This window comes from Bythopirellula polymerisocia, assembly GCF_007860015.1.
GTDB classification, from domain to species: domain Bacteria; phylum Planctomycetota; class Planctomycetia; order Pirellulales; family Lacipirellulaceae; genus Bythopirellula; species Bythopirellula polymerisocia.
On sequence record NZ_SJPS01000005.1, the window covers coordinates 15,431 to 32,812 of the forward strand.

Below are 17,382 nucleotides of genomic sequence, written 5' to 3' on the forward strand. Positions count from 1 at the left end.
CGGGCGGAAGCATAGAAAACCGCGCCGCAACTGACAAGCTCATTGCCCCCCGCGAGGGGCATCCATCTTGGCTATCATAGTAGCTAGCATCGTCCGCCCGAAAAGCCTAAGCCTTGCTGCGCGCCGGAGCTGCTTGCTTAGAAAGTCGCACGATCAACGTCTCTAGCACCCGGCGGGCACGATCCTTGGTCGAGTTGTGCCCTTTGAGTTCAAGATCGGCTGCTAGCAACCACCGATAGAGCTGCTTCGCTCGAGGGCGGCCAATTTGCTTGAGCTGGACCTCGGCAGCTCCCAGTTTGAAAGGGGGAATCCCTCCTGCTTCCAGGGCAGCGCGGAGCGACATCGGGCGGCGGGCTTGTTCAGCCTGTTCGTAGTTTCGCGCAGCGGCGGCAAACCGGCGCAATGTCGATGCCATCTGTGGCAACAAGGCAAAGGCCTCATCCCCCGCGGCCATCAGGCGATCGAGTTGATTGAGAGCATCGTCAGCGCGGCCGTCGGCAGCGGCATCGATCATGTCCCAGGTCTTGCGCACTCGCCAACCACCGACGTGCTCTTTCACGAGTGCAATATCGATAGGTGCCTTGTCGTCTGTGAGCAGTGCGAGGCGAGCAATCTCTTGGCACAGAATACCTGACTCGCTGGGGAGTTGTTCCAGCAGAACATCGACGGCCCCGCGTTCGAGTTTCACTCCATACACGTGAAGCGCCTGATGGGTCAGCCAATCCTTGAGCAGCTTTGTGTGTGCCGTGAGCTCGGCTCCCTTCTCAGGTGTAGCACACGAAATCGTCAGACCGCTCTTGGCTACAGCCTTCGCCAGACGTGTGTTGCCTGGCCAGCTTGTGACTTCCAGAATCAGCGAACTTCCAACCGGTGTGGTCTCGACAATCTCTTCGAGCTTTTCACGGTACTGTTTCACAAACGGATCGGCATCTTCCACAACGACTACTTGTTGCGAGCTGCCGAAGAGCGACCGCTCGCGGAGGGCATCCTGCACGTCTCGCCACTCCGCTTGACGACCTTCGAAGACTTCGACCCCGAATCCTTCGGAAGCATCCCCTAAAGTCGATTTGACTAGGGCGTTGCGGACTTCATGCTTGAGGAACGGATCATCCCCCGAGATGGCGCATACTCCCGCGGCGGGGAAGTCTCCCGGCTTCATGAGCACTTTTAATGCGGGAACAATATGTGCAGATTGCTTAGCCAGAGGATAGTTCTCCAGGAGTACGACGACAGTAAATCCAATTTACACGAAATCGCAACTAGTGTTCTACTACCCCATGCAGGATTATTGCGGATCCTTGATTTCTCTTGCCAGTCGGGATACAAGTCAAGAAGCAGAAAACCTCCATCTCTTGTGGCAAGATCCAAACTCCCAAGGAGAAACGATGTCGTTCACGAATCGAGAGACTCTGAATTCGATTGGACTCCTGACCCTGCGGGTTTCCTTTGGCCTGTTCATGCTCGTTCACGGCTGGCAGAAGCTGATGGGCTTCAAAGAAATGGCAGACAATTTCGCAGATCCAATTGGCATGGGAAGTCGGCTTAGCCTGATCTCGGCGATCGGTGCGGAGGTTGGTTGTTCGCTGCTGCTCATCATCGGATTCGGAACTCGTTTCGCGGCTTCACCTTTGGCATTTACCATGATCGTGGCCTGTTTTGTTGTCCACGGCGCCGATCCCTGGCAACGGAAGGAGCTGGCCGCCGCCTATCTGGCAGTCTATGCAGCACTGATTTTCACCGGAGGTGGGCGGTTCTCGCTCGATCATTTGATCTGGGGAGGCAGAAAGCAGGCAAACAAGATTGAGGGGAAAGTATGAAGAAAAAGATTCTGCGAATCGTCCGCGATGTACCACTTCACTGGGTAGGGGATGGTTTTCCCGTGCGGAGCTTGTTTTCATACCGGGAGGGGGCAACTTTCGACCCGTTCTTATTGCTCGACTACGGTGGGCCTTATGAATTTGAGCCTGCAGAAGCTAAACGAGGCGTAGGGGAGCATCCACATCGTGGCTTCGAAACGGTAACGATCGTCTATCAAGGCGAGCTAGAACACCGCGATTCGAGCGGTAGTCGTGGCTCGATCGGTCCCGGTGATGTGCAGTGGATGACGGCTGCCTCGGGTGTAGTTCACGAGGAGTTGCATAGCAAAGAGTTCACCAAGAACTGTGGTATGTTTGAGATGATCCAGCTGTGGGTCAATCTCCCGGCCAAGGAAAAGTTATCTACCCCTCGATACCAAGGGATTGTCGCCGCAGAGATTCCTTGGGTTCCACTGGCTGAGAGTGCCGGGAAGGCCCGAGTGATTGCCGGCGAACTTATTGGAACGCACGGCCCAGCTTCAACCTTCACGCCAATTAACGTATGGGATCTACAACTCAACAAGGGAGGGAAATATGATTTGCCGATCCCCTCCGGTCATACCTCTATGCTTGTTGTGCAACAGGGCGAATTGCTAGCGAACGACGAACCGATTAAGGCTGTTGAACTGGCATTATTCGAACGGGAGGGTGATTCATTGAGCATCCAGGCGGAGACTCCGGCCCGTGTTCTGGTTCTCACTGGTGAACCACTGGGCGAACCCGTTGTCGGCGAAGGGCCCTTTGTTATGAATACCCGCGAGCAGATTCGTGAAGCAATTCAGGACTATAAGGCCGGTCGCATGGGGCGGCTTACTTGACCCATAGGGCCAGTAACACCCGTACAACATTCCCATCAGACGAGGTCGGCACCTCTTTTCTCGCCCAAGTGGTAGATTTTTGGCCAAATACTTGCCACTCCCGAAAGGCCTAATTATTCTGAAGTAAGCGGGATTATGGGATTAATCCACTGATCCTGAAGTTGTCATCGGAACCAAATCAATCTAATCGAGAAGAGGCAAGTCTCATGAGGTGATAGTGTGGGCAACCTCCGTTGTTCACCGCTTGATATTCACTCACATGGCCACCCAACTACCAGCTAGTCGGTCGCTAACCTTTGTTGGGCATTGAGTGACTCTTAGAGACTTTTCTCGTTAAATTGCATTTACCGCTGCCTGCTTCGCTGGGTTCGCCGAGCATTGATTGCTTGAGGCCCTTAGGCATAACTTACTTCGCAGCGGAAGTTCTAATGCAACGAACCACATTCTGTTTTCTTCTTGCGGGCGCAGCCTTTCTGTCTGCAATTTCGCAGTCTAGCTCCATCCTGAGGGGCGAGTCATGGGCTCTCCTGGATGGCTTCCAGGAAGGCGGAGATGACCTCCAAGCTTTTCAAACAGTAGGAAACGGTTGGAGCACTACTTCGGGTGGTTTTTCACCCCTAGGTGAACCTGCAATTCTGACATGGAGCATTGTTCCTGATCTCACTGCAATGCCTCAGGGTGTGGGAGAACCCTCTTCGCCCAGCAATCTGATCGCCGTTCTCGATGGGATTCATCATGGTGGAGCAAGTCCAGGAGGGTCCGACTTGATGCAACGCGATTGGTTTCATTTGATTAAGAGCGCCTTCGATCGCTGGGATGACGTTTCTGGCCTAGTATTTTCCTACGAGTCGCATGACGATGGTGTAGTCAATGGCGTTCCAGCAACAGGATTGGGAAGTGCCCAAGGTTTTCTGGGTATCCGAGGTGATCATCGTATTGGAGGCCACTCAATTGACGGGGCTATTAGTCCGACAATTGTCGCCTACAACTACTTTCCCAACAATTCCGACATGGTGCTCGACACGGACGAAGTCGGACGCTTCGGAAATCCCTCGGGCAACTATTTGCGTTTTCGCAATACAATGATGCATGAGATTGGCCACGGACTTGGCCTCAACCACCTAGCTTCTGAAGGCCACAACTTCTTGATGGAGGCTTTTCTAGATACTTCGATTGATGGCCCGCAATTTGACGATATCTTGGGGGTCCATAGCCTTTATGGCGATCGCTTCGAAGAAAATGGTGGCAATGATACGCCGCTCAAAGCAACTAACCTGGGAAGTCTTCAAATAGGGCAATCGATTAAGCTGGGAGAGGATGCGGTAGATGCCGCGATATCACCTATCGACGTTGATTTCGTGAGCATCAACAAAAGTTCCGATACCGATTATTTCAGATTTAATGTAACGGTCCCCAGCATCGTGGATATTCTACTTACGCCACTTGGCCCCACCTATCCAGAGGGACCGCACGGCGGTACGCAGACCCCATATGTCACCTCGGCCAGAAATGATTTGGGGCTGTTCTTGTACAACGGTACGGGAACCAGTCTGCTAGGTTATTCGACTGCCGGAGGCCTGGGGGAAGCTGAGCGAATTAGCAATTTTGCACTTCCCACAGCAGGTGAATATCTTATCCGTATCTCCGGTGCGCAGAATCTTGCACAGTTCTATCAACTCGACCTGGCCATGGTCCCCGAGCCAGCAGGAGTGGTCCTATTGCTGGCCGGATTGATTCCGTGGATCAGTTGTAGAAATGGAAGAATGAAGGAATAAATTGTCAACTTCCTACATCCCTTCATTCCCCTATTCCTACATTTTCCATTTCCTTAGCCATTCCCTTCTTCGCTCGCAGAGAATTCCCGCTCCCGCACGACACCAATTGCAACGAGCAAGAGTATCAAAGTGAATGCGACGAGCACCACGACATGCTCCCAGGCAGGAGGATTTCCCACAAACGCAAGTAAGACATTGGTGTCGCCACGAATCGGGATATCTGCCCACTGAAACAGCAAAGTGCGGAGCCGAAATTGTACCGTGAAGGTATTGATCAGCGCCGGGATCATGCTCACGATTAGTTCGAAGATGAGTGTGTAAGCCACCGCTATCACCATCGACCGCTTGGGAAACAAGGTTCCCAACAAGAGATAGATAGCCGCGTATGCGGGGCAGGAGAGTATTGTCAGTGGTAGAATAGTGCTGAAGATTCCTCCAACGTTGTCGAGAGGTACAATCAAAGCGGCGAGAATCAGGCTTGCGATTGCCGAACTTAGAACCCAGGCGATGGTAGCCAGGTATTTACCCAACAAGACTGCAATGGTTCCGTAAGGGCGTACTGCCAGATAGACCCAACTCTTGCCTTCTAGTTCGGCCGAAACCACAGGCGTTGCCCACAGGAACGTGCCAAGCATGCTAACCAGCATCGGCACGAGGGCGAACAAGAACACAGTCCAAACTTCAGGGCCCGGTTGGTTGGGGTCGTCAGCGATTGCCATGCGAATCATGCCAACAATCAAGGACGGGAAGAGTGTCAACACTCCCCACCACACCAATCGCGAAGCGGTTAACGCCCGCCGCGATTCGAACCAGAACACGGTTGCTACGCTTCTGAAGATCACACCACTTCCCCTCGATGGATTTTCAGCAGCGAATTGAATAAGGCCTGCAAGGATTCGTCTGCCGAGTGCATTTCTGTGATGGCGATTTGCGATTCAGCAAGCCAGCTCGGAAGCTGCTCATAGAGTTGCCCAGGGTGACGCGTCGAGAGGACCACCGAGTGGTCGCTGATTCTTAGGGAATCTGTAATCTCGCGCTCGACGAGCAAACCAGCCAGACGATGCGGCTGAGTAGTTCGCAAGGTAATTTCGTTGGGCGCGTCAACAAGTAGGGCTTGCACTTCTGCCGCTGTCCCTGAGGCCAGGAGCCTTCCACCGTTAATGAGCAGAAAGCGATCGGTGATAGATTCGACTTCGTAAAGCAGATGGCTGGCCAGGAGTAAACTCTTTCCCTCGGCAATCCACGTCTTGAGCAATTCTCCCATTTCATGCCGACCGATGGGATCGAGGCCATTGAACGGTTCATCAAGAATCAAGAGATCAGGATCGTGAGCAATCGCTTGGGCGAGCTTCACTCGCTGCCGCATGCCACGCGAATAGCTGGCAATCGGACGATTCATCGCCGCCGTCATACCCACTGTAGCGAGGGCCGCTTCAGCAGCCCGGCGCGCATCTTTCGAAGTAAATCCCTGCAACTGACACAAGTATCGCACCCACTCAAGAGCTGAAACATTGGCATACAGCCCTTCGCTCCCCGGGCAGTAACCAAGTCGACGAAATAGTTCGGCATTATTTCGAGGCGACTCGCCAAGCACCCGTACACTTCCGATCGTAGGAATCAATTGCCCCGTCAATAGACTCAGCAAGGTAGTCTTGCCTGATCCATTGGGTCCCAGCAGACCATACGCACCTGCAGCCAAATCGAGCGTCATATCATTCACGCCGATCACTGTGCCATACAGTTTGGTAACATTGGTGAGTTGAATCATAAATGGCGAGGCGGAAGCGTAAGCATCTGATATTGGTTGTCAGTCGGGAAAGTTCGGCATTGTGACTATGCACGTAGGGGAGCAGAAATTCTGCGGAACATTACTAAAGTGGACAATACAGTGATTCCGACCAACGTTATCGCAGCAGTTTCAATTTGTTCGAACGTGGCAAAGCCAAAAATCCAGCTTTGGACCTCCCCCAGCGTATGATACAAGGAGACTGGAGACCACTTTTCGAAAAGCTCGCTTCTCGGTTGATTAGAGTGCCGATGCTCCACTGAGATCATCACGGCGTAGGTAAACCAACCCAAGATCCACACGGCAAACCATGTGAAAGCTGCATAGCGACTCTCTTCGGTGAGCGAAGAAAAACATAATGCTAAGGAAGCCGTGGGGATCATTAGCACGGCTGACGCCGCTACTATACGGAGCGGGAGATCCCAGGTATCGACGATGACCTGGATGCTGGGAGACATGAGTACTCCCAACGCATAGAGCAAGAGTGCAGGTGCGGCAGAGATCATCAGAAGATAGAACCAGACAGTGGCAAGTTTGCCAAGCGCATACTGCCATCGTGCGATTGGACGAGAGAAATATTGCAAAAAGGCTCGGGATCGAACGTCCTGTGAGATGAGCGGTGGGGCGATGATCCCCACCATCAACACCATGATTCCGCCTTGCATATAGCGGAAAAAGAAATACAAGAGCCACGACCAGACGCTATGTCGCGCTACTCGCTCGTCTTCGATCTGAAACCCAGCAGAAAACCCTTTTAAATCCAACTTGCTTAATTCATCGTCAAGAAACATCTCCATACCTCCTTGGATGTCTTGATTCAGCAGAGATTGCTCCCACAGAAAGAATCCAACGGCAAACCAAATCGCTGGCAACCACGCAAAGAGCATCATTCGCTTGAGCCAGGTGCTCTGCCAAGCTCGATGAACCCCCGCTTTGGTAATCACCGTCCAGCGTGTCCAAGGCGAGGCAAGAGTTCCCTCCCAAGCACGGTAGCCTACATCATGAATGGCCATCAGGTTGTTCCCTCACCGCATTGAGAAAGATTTCCTCCAAAGAATTCCGCGAGGGCTCGATTGATCGTACCCCGACTCGCGCCTGACGAGCCAGCTGCCATATTCTCTCGGCCAGCTCTTCGTGTTGCCCTTCAACAGTGATTGCACCATTCGCGCTAGGTTGCACAGAAAGTCCAACTCGTCGCAGATGCGATTCAAATGCATCGGCATCTCCTAGAATCTTAACGCGAAGAGAAGGAGCCGTCGGCACACTGAGATGTTCCAATTGATCGGCCACACGCACCCTGGCATTCGCGAGAATTACAACTGCATCGCTCACCGCTTGCACATCGGGCAAGATGTGCGTACATAAGAGCACTGCCTTTCCCTTCTCGCGAGCCAATATCTTGATGCGATTGAGCATCGATTCGCGTTCGCCAGGATCGAGCCCGGATGTTGGTTCATCGAGGATCAGAATCGGCGGATCGTGAACTAGAGCCTGTGCGAAGCGAAGTTTTTGACGCATGCCGGTCGAGTAGGTTTCTACCGCACGATAGCGTTCCTGGCCCATCCCACAGAAGTCGAGTATCTCGTGTCCACGGCGTAGTGCCTCCAGACGCGGAAACCGAGATAACTGGGCGGAGAGCTGTACCGATTCCACCCCTGACAGGCCCGAAAGATAGCAATCATCTTCGGGCATATAGCCTACTCGCTCGCGAATCTGGCGATTGTGGCGTCCAAGCTGAAAGTCCAGCAGGCGTCCCTCACCGCTCGTGGCCCGCAGGAGCCCGAGCAAGATCTTGATGAGCGTGCTCTTACCGGCCCCATTGGGACCCAAGAGACTAGTAATACCCGAATCGATCGAAAGCGAAACCCGGTCTAGCGCCTGATACGAGCCATAGTTCTTCGAGATCTCGTCCAACTCAATCAGGGCGTTCATCAAAGCTTCGGCAAGGGTTCAGGTGACGGATGGCTATGTCTTGTGAGAACCTATCATAACCGATTCGCCAAAGGTGTGCGATTCTTGCCAGTATTACTGAGAAAAGATAATCGCTGAGACGCAGAATTTTGCAAAGCAGACAATATAGAACAGTCTCTGCGCCTCTGAATCCTGTGCGTAGAATTCATTCTCAGTCCTCATCCTCCTTTAGCTTCGCTTTCGAGATGATCTCTTGCTGCACGTTACCGGGCACGACATCGTAATGAGAGAACTCCATCGTGTAGCTCCCCTGCCCTCCGGTCATAGAGGAAAGAGTGCGGGCATAGGTTGAGACCTCCCCTAACGGCACCTTGGCTTCAATGGTGGTCATACCGCCGCCGACTGCGTCCATGCCGACCATTTGTCCCCGGCGACCTGAGAGATCGCTTGATATGTCCCCCACATTGTCGGCGGGAACCGTGATATGCATGTTGACGACCGGCTCCAATAATCCGGGCTTAGCTTGTTTAAACACTTCAGCCAATACTCGGCTGGCAGCGATCTTGAAAGCCGTTTCGTTGCTGTCGACCGGGTGATCTTTGCCATAGTGAACTTCGATGCAGACATTCTGGATCGGATACCCGGCAATGACCCCTTGCTTGATCCGCTCGTGGAAACCCTTTTCAATAGCGGGCATAAAATTCCCAGGGATGGTTCCTCCCACGACCGAATCGACCCAGAGGAATTGGCTCGATTCCTGATAGTGGTGCGACTTAAGATGTGGAAAACGATCCTTGGTGGCAAATTCCTCAAGTACCGTTCCTTCAGGGAAGGGATACATGCGAACATGCACTTCGGCAAACTGCCCTGCCCCGCCGGACTGTTTCTTGTGACGGTAACTCCCTTCAGCGTTGGTTTGAATCGTTTCGCGGTAGGGAATCTTCGGTTCTTTGGCTTCGACTTCGACATGATCGCGCCGCTTGAGACGCTCGCGGATCAACATCAGATGCAGATCGCTCATGCCGGTCAGCACCATCTCTTTGGTCTCGGCATCGTGCTCGATATGAATCGTTGGGTCTTCTTCCGTAATTTTGTGAAGCGCCCCGGAGAGCTTGGCTTCGTCTCCGCGTGTCTTAGGAACCACGGCCAAGCCCACCATCGGTGTCGGGAACTTAAGGGGCGGCAGCTTTACTTCCCCGATCGAAGAACCGGTGTGCAACTCCTCGCACTTCGCTATTGCAACTATTTCGCCAGGGCCGGCTTCGTCGATCGGTTCCGTGTGTTCACCTTGGACACTCAAGAGCGGGCCGATTTTAAACCCTCTGCGCGCACCTGCGACATCGATCATGGCATCCTTATGCAGCGTACCGGAGAAAATACGCAAGAAACTCAGCCGATGCACAAAGGGATCAATACGGGTCTTAAATACCTGGGCAGCTAGCGAAGCTGTGGGATCGGGCTTGAGGGTAACGGTGTCACCGTCTTTGGTACCCTGTCGTGGAATTGCATCGGGTGGTAGCGCTCCATTCGCCAATAAGTCCATCAGCTCTTTCAGTCCCACCTCTTTCTTAGTCGAAACACACACGATGGGGGTAAGCGTTCCGGCGGCAATCGCCTGCACCATTAGCTTCAGCAGTTCAGCAGACTTAGGCATCTCTCCTTCGAAGTAACGTTCCATTACAGCTTCATCAACTTCGATGATCGACTCGACAAGCGCCTCATGGATCGATTGCGGATCGATGGCTGCATCACTCACATCACCGGGAACTTCGAGTGTGCTGGCCACACCATGCAGCGAGTCTCCTAATCCCAGCGGCACGTTTAGTAGTGCACATTCCGAACCAAACACTTCCTTGATTGTGTCGATGAGTCCAGGAAAGTCGATGTTCTCGGTATCTAGCTTGGTAAGTACGATGATCCGTCCGCAGCCGGCCTTGCCAGCTTCATTCCAGGCCCGGCGCGTGTTGACTTTGATTCCCGCGTGCGCATCGATCGCAATCAGAGTGGTTTCAACGGCCCGCAGAGAGCCGATTATTTGCCCCACTAGCTCGGGGTAACCGGGGGTATCGATCAGATTGATCCGCTTGCCGGCATGATCGAAATGTACGACGCTTGCCTCGACGGAATGCTTGTGATGCTTCTCTTCCTCGTCGAAGTCGCAAATGCTCGTACCAGCATCGACGCTCGGCTTGGTAGTGACGGCACCGCTGAGTACCAAGAGTTGATCGACCAGCGAAGTCTTTCCCGCGTTGCCATGTCCGCAAATGGCAAGGTTCCGAATATCTGCAACATTTCTGACCATGGTTGCTCCTGATGAAGAGAATGAGAGCGGCACTTTAACCGCTTTAAGTGTTATCACTGCCTTCTAAAATATGATGTGTAAGTAGGGAATTGACTTTTCCTACTCACTTACACTCGATACATCTACCGCCTCCGCTACTTTAATCGCTTCGGATAAATCGAGCGTGCCCTGATACAGGGCCCGCCCTACAATTGCTCCGGCCAACCCAGCCTCCGCCAATGCGCGAATATCATCCAGAGTTGTCACGCCACCCGATGCGACCACTGGCACACTCACCTGTTTCTGCATCTTCGCCATTTCAGGCACGTTGGGACCATTGAGCATGCCATCGGTAGCGATATCCGTATAGACAATCGCTGCCAGGGGAACATCGTCAAACTGAGTAGCAAAGTCGCTCGCCCGCACGTCGCTGACATCGAGCCAGCCATGCGTGGCGACAAATCCGTCCCGCGCATCAATTCCCAGAACTAACTGCCCCGGGTAGGCGTCTGCCATGTTTCGCAACCATTCGGGATTTTTCAGGGCAGCAGTTCCGAGGACCAGTCTTTCAAGGCCGGTTGTAAATAAGTTTTCGATTGTTTCTTGGCTACGAATCCCTCCTCCCAGTTCACACTGCATGTCCACTGCCGCAACAATCTCACGGACAATGTCGTGATTGGTGGGTTTACCATCACGGGCACCATCCAAATCGACCAAATGGAGATACTTGGCACCGGCGGCTTGGAACTTAAGTGCCATTTCCACCGGGTCGTCGGAGAAGACCGTCTCGCGACCATAATCGCCCTGCTGCAGACGCACGCAATTGCCACCCAGCAGATCGATCGCAGGCCAAATTTGCATTCTGGAGCCACCGCAAGTGGAAGTGATTGGGATTGCCAATAGACCCTGAATATCGCACACAGTGGAGGCGATTTCAAGGCAGTGAAAGCTCAGAAGAAACGGTAAGGCGAGTCGTTCCCGATACAGGCTTTCAGACCGCAATTGGAGCCACCCTGGCTGTTCCACATACTGGATCCCGTACAACTACTGGTTATGCCAACTCGGCGAAATTGCGAAGAACTCGCAAGCCTTCGCTTTGGCTCTTCTCGGGATGGAACTGTGTAGCAAAGAGATTCTCCCGCCAGATCGTCGCGCAAAAAGGATTGGGATACGACGCTTCTCCATCCAAGACACCGGGGTCTTTGGGAACGACAAAATAGGAATGCACAAAATAGAAATACGCTTCGTCATTTATGCCAGCGAAGATCGGTGCTTTCTTTCGAAAATGGACCTGGTTCCAGCCCATATGTGGGACCTTGTACTCGCGAGGAATATCGAATTTACGGACTTCGCCGCTTAGAATTCCTAGACCTTCATGTTCCCCATCTTCAAAACTGCGCTCGAACAAGAGTTGTAAGCCGAGACAAATACCGAGAAAAGGCTTCCCACTCGAGACTGCATCGCCAATTGGCCCGACTAAATCACGTCGCTTGAGTTCTGCAATCGCATCGGCAAACGCTCCGACACCAGGGAGAACAATATGAGATGCCTTGGATAATATCTCCGGATCACTCGTAATCGCCGCCGCATGTCCGACACGCTCAAACCCCTTTTGCACACTGCGGAGGTTGCCCATCTGATAGTCGATAATCGCGATCATAATCTGGTTTCTCCGGCCAGAGACAAATGAAGGATGGGTTCGCTTCAGAGGACACGCACGAGGCGGAAAGTGTTCGGCGACAGTCCACATTCTAGACAAGAAACTAGGCCAGTGCATACCGGCTGTAAATCAGAAGAAAGGATTCAGGCCCTCAAATCATCCCTACCGGCTGGCGATTCGCTCGGGATAGACCACGAATTCTATACGCCGGTTGCGTGCCTTGCCCGCATCGGTGGCATTGGATACCACGGCATGATTACCGCCGTGTCCGATAACAAAGAGTTGCACGGCCGGCAGGCTTCCCCGTTCGATGAGGGCATTGTAGACCGAGAGAGCTTGGGCGGCGGAGAGGTGGTGGTTCGAGGGGTACTGTTGCGAATGGGTGGCCGTGTCATCAGTATGGCCTTCGATGCCGATGATGTGTTCCGGAAAGTTCTGCCGCAGATCGTTTGCAACGCTGGTCAGGAGTTGCTGGGCGCCTTCTTTCAAATACGGGCTCCCTGGCATGAAGAGCTGATCGGCGGGTATCTCCACCCGCAACAAGTCTCCGTCTTGGCGCACCTGCACACCAGGCAAGTCGCCCGACGCCAGATTTTTCATCATGCTGTTGTTCGCTCGAATCTCCCCTTGCTCGCGTTGATTGACCGAGGCCATCAGCGCCGAGGTCTTAGTGCGGAGCTGTGAATTATCCTCACGCATGGCGAGCAATTGATCGGTCGTCGTGCGGAGTTGATCGCGGGTCGTGTTGATCTCGTCGGTTAAGAGTTGTACTTTTTGCCGTGATTGTGCGAGTATGGTCTCCAACTCTTGATTGTCGCGGTCAAGCGATTGGGCTCGGCTTTGGTATTCCTGACTCTGCTGCGCCACCAATTGCATTTGTTGCTCAGCCGCAGCGGCTGCCTGCTGATTGGGTTTGTACGCAAGTCGCCCACATCCGGTTGCCAGAAGCAACACAGTGCAACAGAGCGACATGAGGCAGCGAATAGACATGGATCGCAATTAATGCTGAGGAAAACCCAATAGCGCGAACGCACCCCCCACGGATTCAACCGCGACGAGTGGCCGGAACGGTAGCAAGCACCGTCCTGCGCAACAAGATCAGCTCGCCACACAGATGCTAGCAAGACTGTCGAAAGCGAATTTCACCGGCAGTTCAATCTGGGGATATTCCCCATAAAATCGCTTGATGAAATTGCGGTGCCATCGTTGCGGTTTGTGGGGCTCCCAACCCTGGCGGGCAAGGAACCGATCCGAGAGCCGGCTGTTGGCTGCATCGCACACGATAGCATCGGCTTGCTTCGCTTCGGCGATGGCATCGAGTACCATTGCGGCGGCCAATGCGGTCGATACTCGGGTCCCCCGGCTGGAGACGACATACTTGAGTGCAAGAAAACTGGGGCAACTTCGCGGTTGGTTATAGTACAACCAGCAGCGGTCACTTGTCCCACCAGCATGGTAGTCATTGCCCACTGGCCACAACTCCGGTAATGAAAGTACTTTTGGCCAGCATCGCAAATGGACCGCCACGAGTTTTCCCGCCGCCGTTTCGATTACCCCATACCGCCCTGTGCGAATCATTGGCAGCCCAGCCTGCCACTGGTCGTAAGAATGACAAGTAAGTGTATGAGTAAATCTCATGGTGCGTGTCCTCAGTGATTATCCAAACAGCAACCGTTTAATCTGCTGCCATATGAACAACAGCACGCCCAACAGCACAAAACAAAATAGTAGCACCGCCGGCACCAACCATCCAAGCTGAAACGCAAACGCGACCCGATTCCACACCCCAGCCCAGCAAACCATTACGAATAATGCCCCCAGGCAGAGAAACGGGCCATAGGGAATCACATCGTCACGTTTGGTGATAAGCTGCACCAGGCCTCCTACCAATCCTGCAAACGGCGCCACAAAAAACACAATCACGCAGGCTTGCCAGCCCAGAAACGTGCCGACCATCATCATCAACGTGACATCGCCAAAACCCATTGCCTCTCGGCCCATGGCCGCACTGCCGACGATCCGTACGATCCAGACTAGAGCTCCGCTCATTGCCAGACCGACTAGAGCCGTGAGCAATCCCATCCAGACGGATGTGCCCCACAACCATACGGCAGTGATTGCCACCGCACCCGACCAGGCGATCACCCCAAGTGGCGGACGACAAACCTCACGCACCACTCGACGGCATATCACGGTCGTTGCCTGCCAGGCTCCTCGGCGTCCTCGCCAAATCCTCGGCGCCAGGGCAAAGCACCAGAGCCACCAACAGAATTGACCCACCGCCAGCGACTTCCAGTTCGGTGCCGGTAACAGTTCTGCTGGCCATGCATTAGGTGATGTCAACGTCGTGGGTTCTACATACGCAGTGAGATTCGGCGCGATCTGAGGTAGCGGAGCGGCCACGCCTATGGCTGGGGGAACTTGAGGAAAAGTTCCCAGCGGCAGCAAGCTCATTGGCAGACAGGTTGCTAGAATGAGCCCCAGCAACGTTCCCGGTACAGTGATTTCGTCGGGAATAATTTTTTCGTCGATGTCAATAAAACTAGCCGCGACCATCAAGGTGATCAGCAGTCCGTGACCCCAGAAGGTAGGCCATAGTGCTGTGAAAGGAATCGCTAGTTTAGGGACCGTGATATGTCCGAACTGTAATTCCTGCAGAATATGTTGCAGTTGTCCGAGCACCAATCCGCGCTGTTCAACCTCCCACCACCATAAAAGTACTAGGCCGATGCCCATAGCCAGCTCGATCAGTAGCGGCCTGATCCAAAATCCACCCCCATGTTCAGAGCTCTCGCGACGCAGACTCCACCAACCGATGATCGGAACTCGATCCAGCAATTGCCTGGGTGATGCACCTGAAGGTACCGGTCCCCATGGGGAAATGTCGCGCGGATTCCACGCGAGTCTGTAGATGGCCCAGTTCGCCAACGCACCTAACGCAATACCGGCGAGAAACACGCCGAGTTGCTCAAGGGAAAACGGGATGGCAGCCAGCGAAAACATGCAAGTGGGCCGGGGTGAGGGAATCCAAGAGTAAGTCAGCCCCCTAGTGCCGCAAAGATTTCCTCGGCAATTTCGGCTGGCTGCTTCTCTTCGGTATCGACCTCAAGGGTAGCACACCCCCGGTAAATCACCTCTCGTTCGGCCAGGAGGGCATCAATTTCGGTACGACCGCCGTGATTAGTCAGGTTAGGACGCCGTCCAGGGGTCGTGGCGTCAGCTTCCAGACGTCTGGCGAGGGTCTCGGGCGAAGCCTGCAACCACACAACCGCTTGACAGTTTGCGAGGCAGCGGCGATTCGCTTCTCGTAAAACGGCCCCCCCACCTAGGGCCAGCACGGTCTCCGCCCGCTCGCAAAGCTCGGCCACCACCTCCGTCTCCTGGTCACGAAACTCCGTTTCGCCATCGTCCGCAAAAATCGCCGCAATCGATTTCCCGGCCCGCAGTTCCACTTCGACGTCGGCATCCACCCAATCCCAACCAACTCGCAGGGCAAGGAGTTGCGCGACGGTTGTCTTTCCCGTTCCACGGAGTCCAATAAGAGCAATCGGTCGTGTATCGATAGGTGGCATATTTAAAGCATAATGGGCGGCCGCATTCCGAGCGAGACAATTCTGCATTGTACCGACCCGCAGGGAACGGCGAGTTACAGTCACAGGAGTTACCTGATCGCTGGTTTCTACCGGCCAATGCCGATGGGCCCAATCGCCTTCTTCAACACATCACGCATCAAGCCGGGAGGCGCTTCCTGTTTGGTGAAAAGGTAGAACTGTAACCGCGCTTGCCGCACGAACATCTCTACCCCCGTGATGGCTTCGCAATTACGCGCTCGGGCATCTTTAACCAGCAGCGTCGATTCGGGATTGTAAACGGTGTCGAATACCAGGATTGACGGTTTGAGAAAGGTCTTGCTTACCGGTGATTCGTCGACGTTGGGATGCATGCCGATGGGCGTGCAGTTAATGAGAATGTCACACTGGGCGCGCTGACGAGATTCCCAATCGATGGCCTTGCAGTCGAAGGCATCGGCCAATCGATCGGCTCGTTGCTTCGTCCGTGAAGCGATCGTTACAAAGGCTCCACGACTCTTTAGGCCATAAACAATGGGTCGCGCAACCCCACCTGCTCCCAAGACCAAAGCTCGCTGGTTTCGTAAGGGACTGGGCTTTGTTCCAATACCTCCCATGGAATGTTCGAGGCAATCCATGGCTGAATTGTAATCTGTGTTGTAGCCAATGACTTCGCTGCCGTCGAATACGACTGTATTTACTGCTGCGATACTCTTGACTGCCGGATCGACCTTGGTGAGGTGCTTAGCAATGGCTTCTTTGTGGGGAATCGTAACACTTAATCCCTTAATTCCAAGTCGCGGAGCATCGATCATAAACTGCTCCAAGCCGTCTGAGGGAACACGGAAGGGACAATATACCGCATCGATCCCACGAGCTTCAAACGCTGCATTGTGTACATGGGGGCTCAGAGAATGTCCGATCGGATCAGCAATCACACCGTAGACTTCTGTATCCGGCCCGATCTTTTCGTACCGATAGATATCCGTCATCTGCTGGAAGCTGAGCTGTCCCGGGGCCAAGGTCCGTTCGTGGTGGAATGTAGCATACGTAAAAGGAGCTCCAAATTTCGCTGCAAGAATTCTCGAGGGCGTACCCACGTCTCCCATGCAAATGCCAACAGTGGGAATCTCACTTTCCTGCATCATCTCCAACATTCGCAGATTATCGTGCGGATCGTTGGCCATCGTGGTGATTTTAATAATATCTGGATCGAGCTTTGACATATCCCGATGAAGATCCCGAAGGTTCTCGGGAGTCTTTCGGAAATTGTGGTAACTGATGATTCGCTTGGACTTGCCAAATCGAGGAATCTGGCCGGCGACATCTTCCTCGATATCGACGTAATCCACTCCCTCAGCAATGGCCTCGCGCAGGACAAGTTGTCGAGCTTCTTCGCTGCCGGTCCACTTACCTCCATCTTCCAAGCGGCGGCAAGTAATGATGATCTTGCAATCAAGATCTTTTTGTTCAGCGAGCAAGCGACGTATATTGATCTTACTGGTAACATAGTCCAAGCGCAACTCGACTAGCTTGGCACCTTGCTCGCAAAGATGGCGATGCTCAGCCAAAATATGTTTGTGACGACTTCGCCCAATAGCAACGCAGATCATTGAGGGAGAAACTCCTAAAGACATAAATAGTAAGGAATGTTGACGCTGGTAACTTACTGCTCAAACGAGCCACTGGGAAAACTTGCCATGTCTATTGTGCTAGAACTCCTGAG

General features: G+C 53.5%; 16 protein-coding genes. 3 read left to right on the forward strand and 13 right to left on the reverse strand.

Annotation, left to right across the window (positions count from 1 at the left end):
- Positions 1 to 106: 106 nt before the first annotated feature.
- Complete coding sequence (gene holA, locus Pla144_RS16065) at positions 107 to 1,159, reverse strand: DNA polymerase III subunit delta (protein ID WP_146451724.1); 1,053 nt, start codon at positions 1,157 to 1,159, stop codon at positions 107 to 109.
- Between the two features lie 226 nt (positions 1,160 to 1,385).
- Here holA and Pla144_RS16070 point away from each other — a divergent pair, with 226 nt between their 5' ends.
- The 3 genes from Pla144_RS16070 (at position 1,386) to Pla144_RS16080 (ending at position 4,449) form a co-directional block, all read left to right on the forward strand.
- On the forward strand, positions 1,386 to 1,817 hold the full coding sequence (locus tag Pla144_RS16070) for a DoxX family protein (protein ID WP_146451725.1): 432 nt from the start codon (positions 1,386 to 1,388) through the stop codon (positions 1,815 to 1,817).
- Complete coding sequence (locus tag Pla144_RS16075; RefSeq protein WP_146451726.1) at positions 1,814 to 2,674, forward strand: pirin family protein; 861 nt, start codon at positions 1,814 to 1,816, stop codon at positions 2,672 to 2,674. Before Pla144_RS16070 ends, Pla144_RS16075 begins: the two co-directional genes overlap by 4 nt.
- A 428-nt stretch (positions 2,675 to 3,102) precedes the next feature.
- Entirely contained in the window at positions 3,103 to 4,449 is a 1,347-nt protein-coding gene (locus Pla144_RS16080) for a matrixin family metalloprotease (RefSeq protein ID WP_146451727.1), read from the forward strand.
- Positions 4,450 to 4,502: 53 nt separating this feature from the next.
- Here the strand turns inward: Pla144_RS16080 and Pla144_RS16085 are convergent, their stop codons facing one another.
- The 12 genes from Pla144_RS16085 to aroE form a co-directional block, all read right to left on the reverse strand.
- The gene (locus Pla144_RS16085) at positions 4,503 to 5,291 is read right to left on the reverse strand and encodes an ABC transporter permease (RefSeq protein WP_146451728.1); all 789 of its coding nucleotides are present in this window, start codon (positions 5,289 to 5,291) and stop codon (positions 4,503 to 4,505) included.
- Positions 5,288 to 6,217, reverse strand: coding sequence for an ABC transporter ATP-binding protein (locus tag Pla144_RS16090; protein WP_146451729.1), 930 nt, complete (start codon positions 6,215 to 6,217; stop codon positions 5,288 to 5,290). The genes Pla144_RS16085 and Pla144_RS16090 overlap by 4 nt, the downstream gene beginning before the upstream one ends.
- Before the next feature lie 65 nt (positions 6,218 to 6,282).
- Complete coding sequence (locus tag Pla144_RS16095) at positions 6,283 to 7,248, reverse strand: ABC transporter permease (protein ID WP_146451730.1); 966 nt, start codon at positions 7,246 to 7,248, stop codon at positions 6,283 to 6,285.
- Positions 7,235 to 8,167, reverse strand: a complete 933-nt coding sequence (locus Pla144_RS16100; RefSeq protein ID WP_146451731.1) for an ABC transporter ATP-binding protein — start codon at positions 8,165 to 8,167, stop codon at positions 7,235 to 7,237. Before Pla144_RS16100 ends, Pla144_RS16095 begins: the two co-directional genes overlap by 14 nt.
- Before the next feature lie 190 nt (positions 8,168 to 8,357).
- Positions 8,358 to 10,448 (reverse strand): elongation factor G, encoded by a 2,091-nt coding sequence (locus Pla144_RS16105; RefSeq protein WP_146451732.1) that lies wholly within the window; start codon positions 10,446 to 10,448, stop codon positions 8,358 to 8,360.
- Positions 10,449 to 10,547: 99 nt separating this feature from the next.
- Positions 10,548 to 11,288, reverse strand: coding sequence for a 1-(5-phosphoribosyl)-5-[(5-phosphoribosylamino)methylideneamino]imidazole-4-carboxamide isomerase (gene hisA, locus Pla144_RS16110; protein WP_146451733.1), 741 nt, complete (start codon positions 11,286 to 11,288; stop codon positions 10,548 to 10,550).
- Between the two features lie 190 nt (positions 11,289 to 11,478).
- A complete protein-coding gene (gene hisH / locus Pla144_RS16115; RefSeq protein WP_146451734.1) occupies positions 11,479 to 12,087 on the reverse strand; it encodes an imidazole glycerol phosphate synthase subunit HisH in 609 nt (202 codons plus the stop codon).
- Between the two features lie 162 nt (positions 12,088 to 12,249).
- A complete protein-coding gene (locus Pla144_RS16120; protein WP_146451735.1) occupies positions 12,250 to 13,077 on the reverse strand; it encodes an OmpA/MotB family protein in 828 nt (275 codons plus the stop codon).
- A 108-nt stretch (positions 13,078 to 13,185) separates the two neighbouring features.
- Complete coding sequence (locus tag Pla144_RS16125) at positions 13,186 to 13,725, reverse strand: hypothetical protein (RefSeq protein ID WP_146451736.1); 540 nt, start codon at positions 13,723 to 13,725, stop codon at positions 13,186 to 13,188.
- An 18-nt stretch (positions 13,726 to 13,743) separates the two neighbouring features.
- Entirely contained in the window at positions 13,744 to 15,090 is a 1,347-nt protein-coding gene (locus Pla144_RS16130; protein WP_146451737.1) for a prepilin peptidase, read from the reverse strand.
- Between the two features lie 35 nt (positions 15,091 to 15,125).
- Positions 15,126 to 15,743, reverse strand: a complete 618-nt coding sequence (locus Pla144_RS16135; protein ID WP_146451738.1) for a shikimate kinase — start codon at positions 15,741 to 15,743, stop codon at positions 15,126 to 15,128.
- A 23-nt stretch (positions 15,744 to 15,766) separates the two neighbouring features.
- Positions 15,767 to 17,269: a shikimate dehydrogenase gene (gene aroE / locus Pla144_RS16140; RefSeq protein ID WP_146451739.1), complete on the reverse strand. Its 1,503-nt coding sequence runs from the start codon at positions 17,267 to 17,269 to the stop codon at positions 15,767 to 15,769.
- Positions 17,270 to 17,382 lie beyond the last annotated feature (113 nt).

What these genes read in the sequence shown, in the direction of transcription:
- Pla144_RS16125 (WP_146451736.1), bottom strand. Translation starts at nt 13,725, where the DNA reads ATGAGATTTACTCATACACTTACTTGTCATTCTTACGACCAGTGGCAG.
- Pla144_RS16130 (WP_146451737.1), bottom strand. Translation starts at nt 15,090, where the DNA reads ATGTTTTCGCTGGCTGCCATCCCGTTTTCCCTTGAGCAACTCGGCGTG.
- Pla144_RS16095 (WP_146451730.1), bottom strand. Translation starts at nt 7,248, where the DNA reads ATGGCCATTCATGATGTAGGCTACCGTGCTTGGGAGGGAACTCTTGCC.
- Pla144_RS16070 (WP_146451725.1), top strand. Translation starts at nt 1,386, where the DNA reads ATGTCGTTCACGAATCGAGAGACTCTGAATTCGATTGGACTCCTGACC.
- Pla144_RS16120 (WP_146451735.1), bottom strand. Translation starts at nt 13,077, where the DNA reads ATGTCTATTCGCTGCCTCATGTCGCTCTGTTGCACTGTGTTGCTTCTG.
- Pla144_RS16105 (WP_146451732.1), bottom strand. Translation starts at nt 10,448, where the DNA reads ATGGTCAGAAATGTTGCAGATATTCGGAACCTTGCCATTTGCGGACAT.
- Pla144_RS16100 (WP_146451731.1), bottom strand. Translation starts at nt 8,167, where the DNA reads ATGAACGCCCTGATTGAGTTGGACGAGATCTCGAAGAACTATGGCTCG.
- Pla144_RS16080 (WP_146451727.1), top strand. Translation starts at nt 3,103, where the DNA reads ATGCAACGAACCACATTCTGTTTTCTTCTTGCGGGCGCAGCCTTTCTG.
- holA (WP_146451724.1), bottom strand. Translation starts at nt 1,159, where the DNA reads ATGAAGCCGGGAGACTTCCCCGCCGCGGGAGTATGCGCCATCTCGGGG.
- aroE (WP_146451739.1), bottom strand. Translation starts at nt 17,269, where the DNA reads ATGATCTGCGTTGCTATTGGGCGAAGTCGTCACAAACATATTTTGGCT.
- hisH (WP_146451734.1), bottom strand. Translation starts at nt 12,087, where the DNA reads ATGATCGCGATTATCGACTATCAGATGGGCAACCTCCGCAGTGTGCAA.
- Pla144_RS16090 (WP_146451729.1), bottom strand. Translation starts at nt 6,217, where the DNA reads ATGATTCAACTCACCAATGTTACCAAACTGTATGGCACAGTGATCGGC.
- hisA (WP_146451733.1), bottom strand. Translation starts at nt 11,288, where the DNA reads ATGCAAATTTGGCCTGCGATCGATCTGCTGGGTGGCAATTGCGTGCGT.
- Pla144_RS16075 (WP_146451726.1), top strand. Translation starts at nt 1,814, where the DNA reads ATGAAGAAAAAGATTCTGCGAATCGTCCGCGATGTACCACTTCACTGG.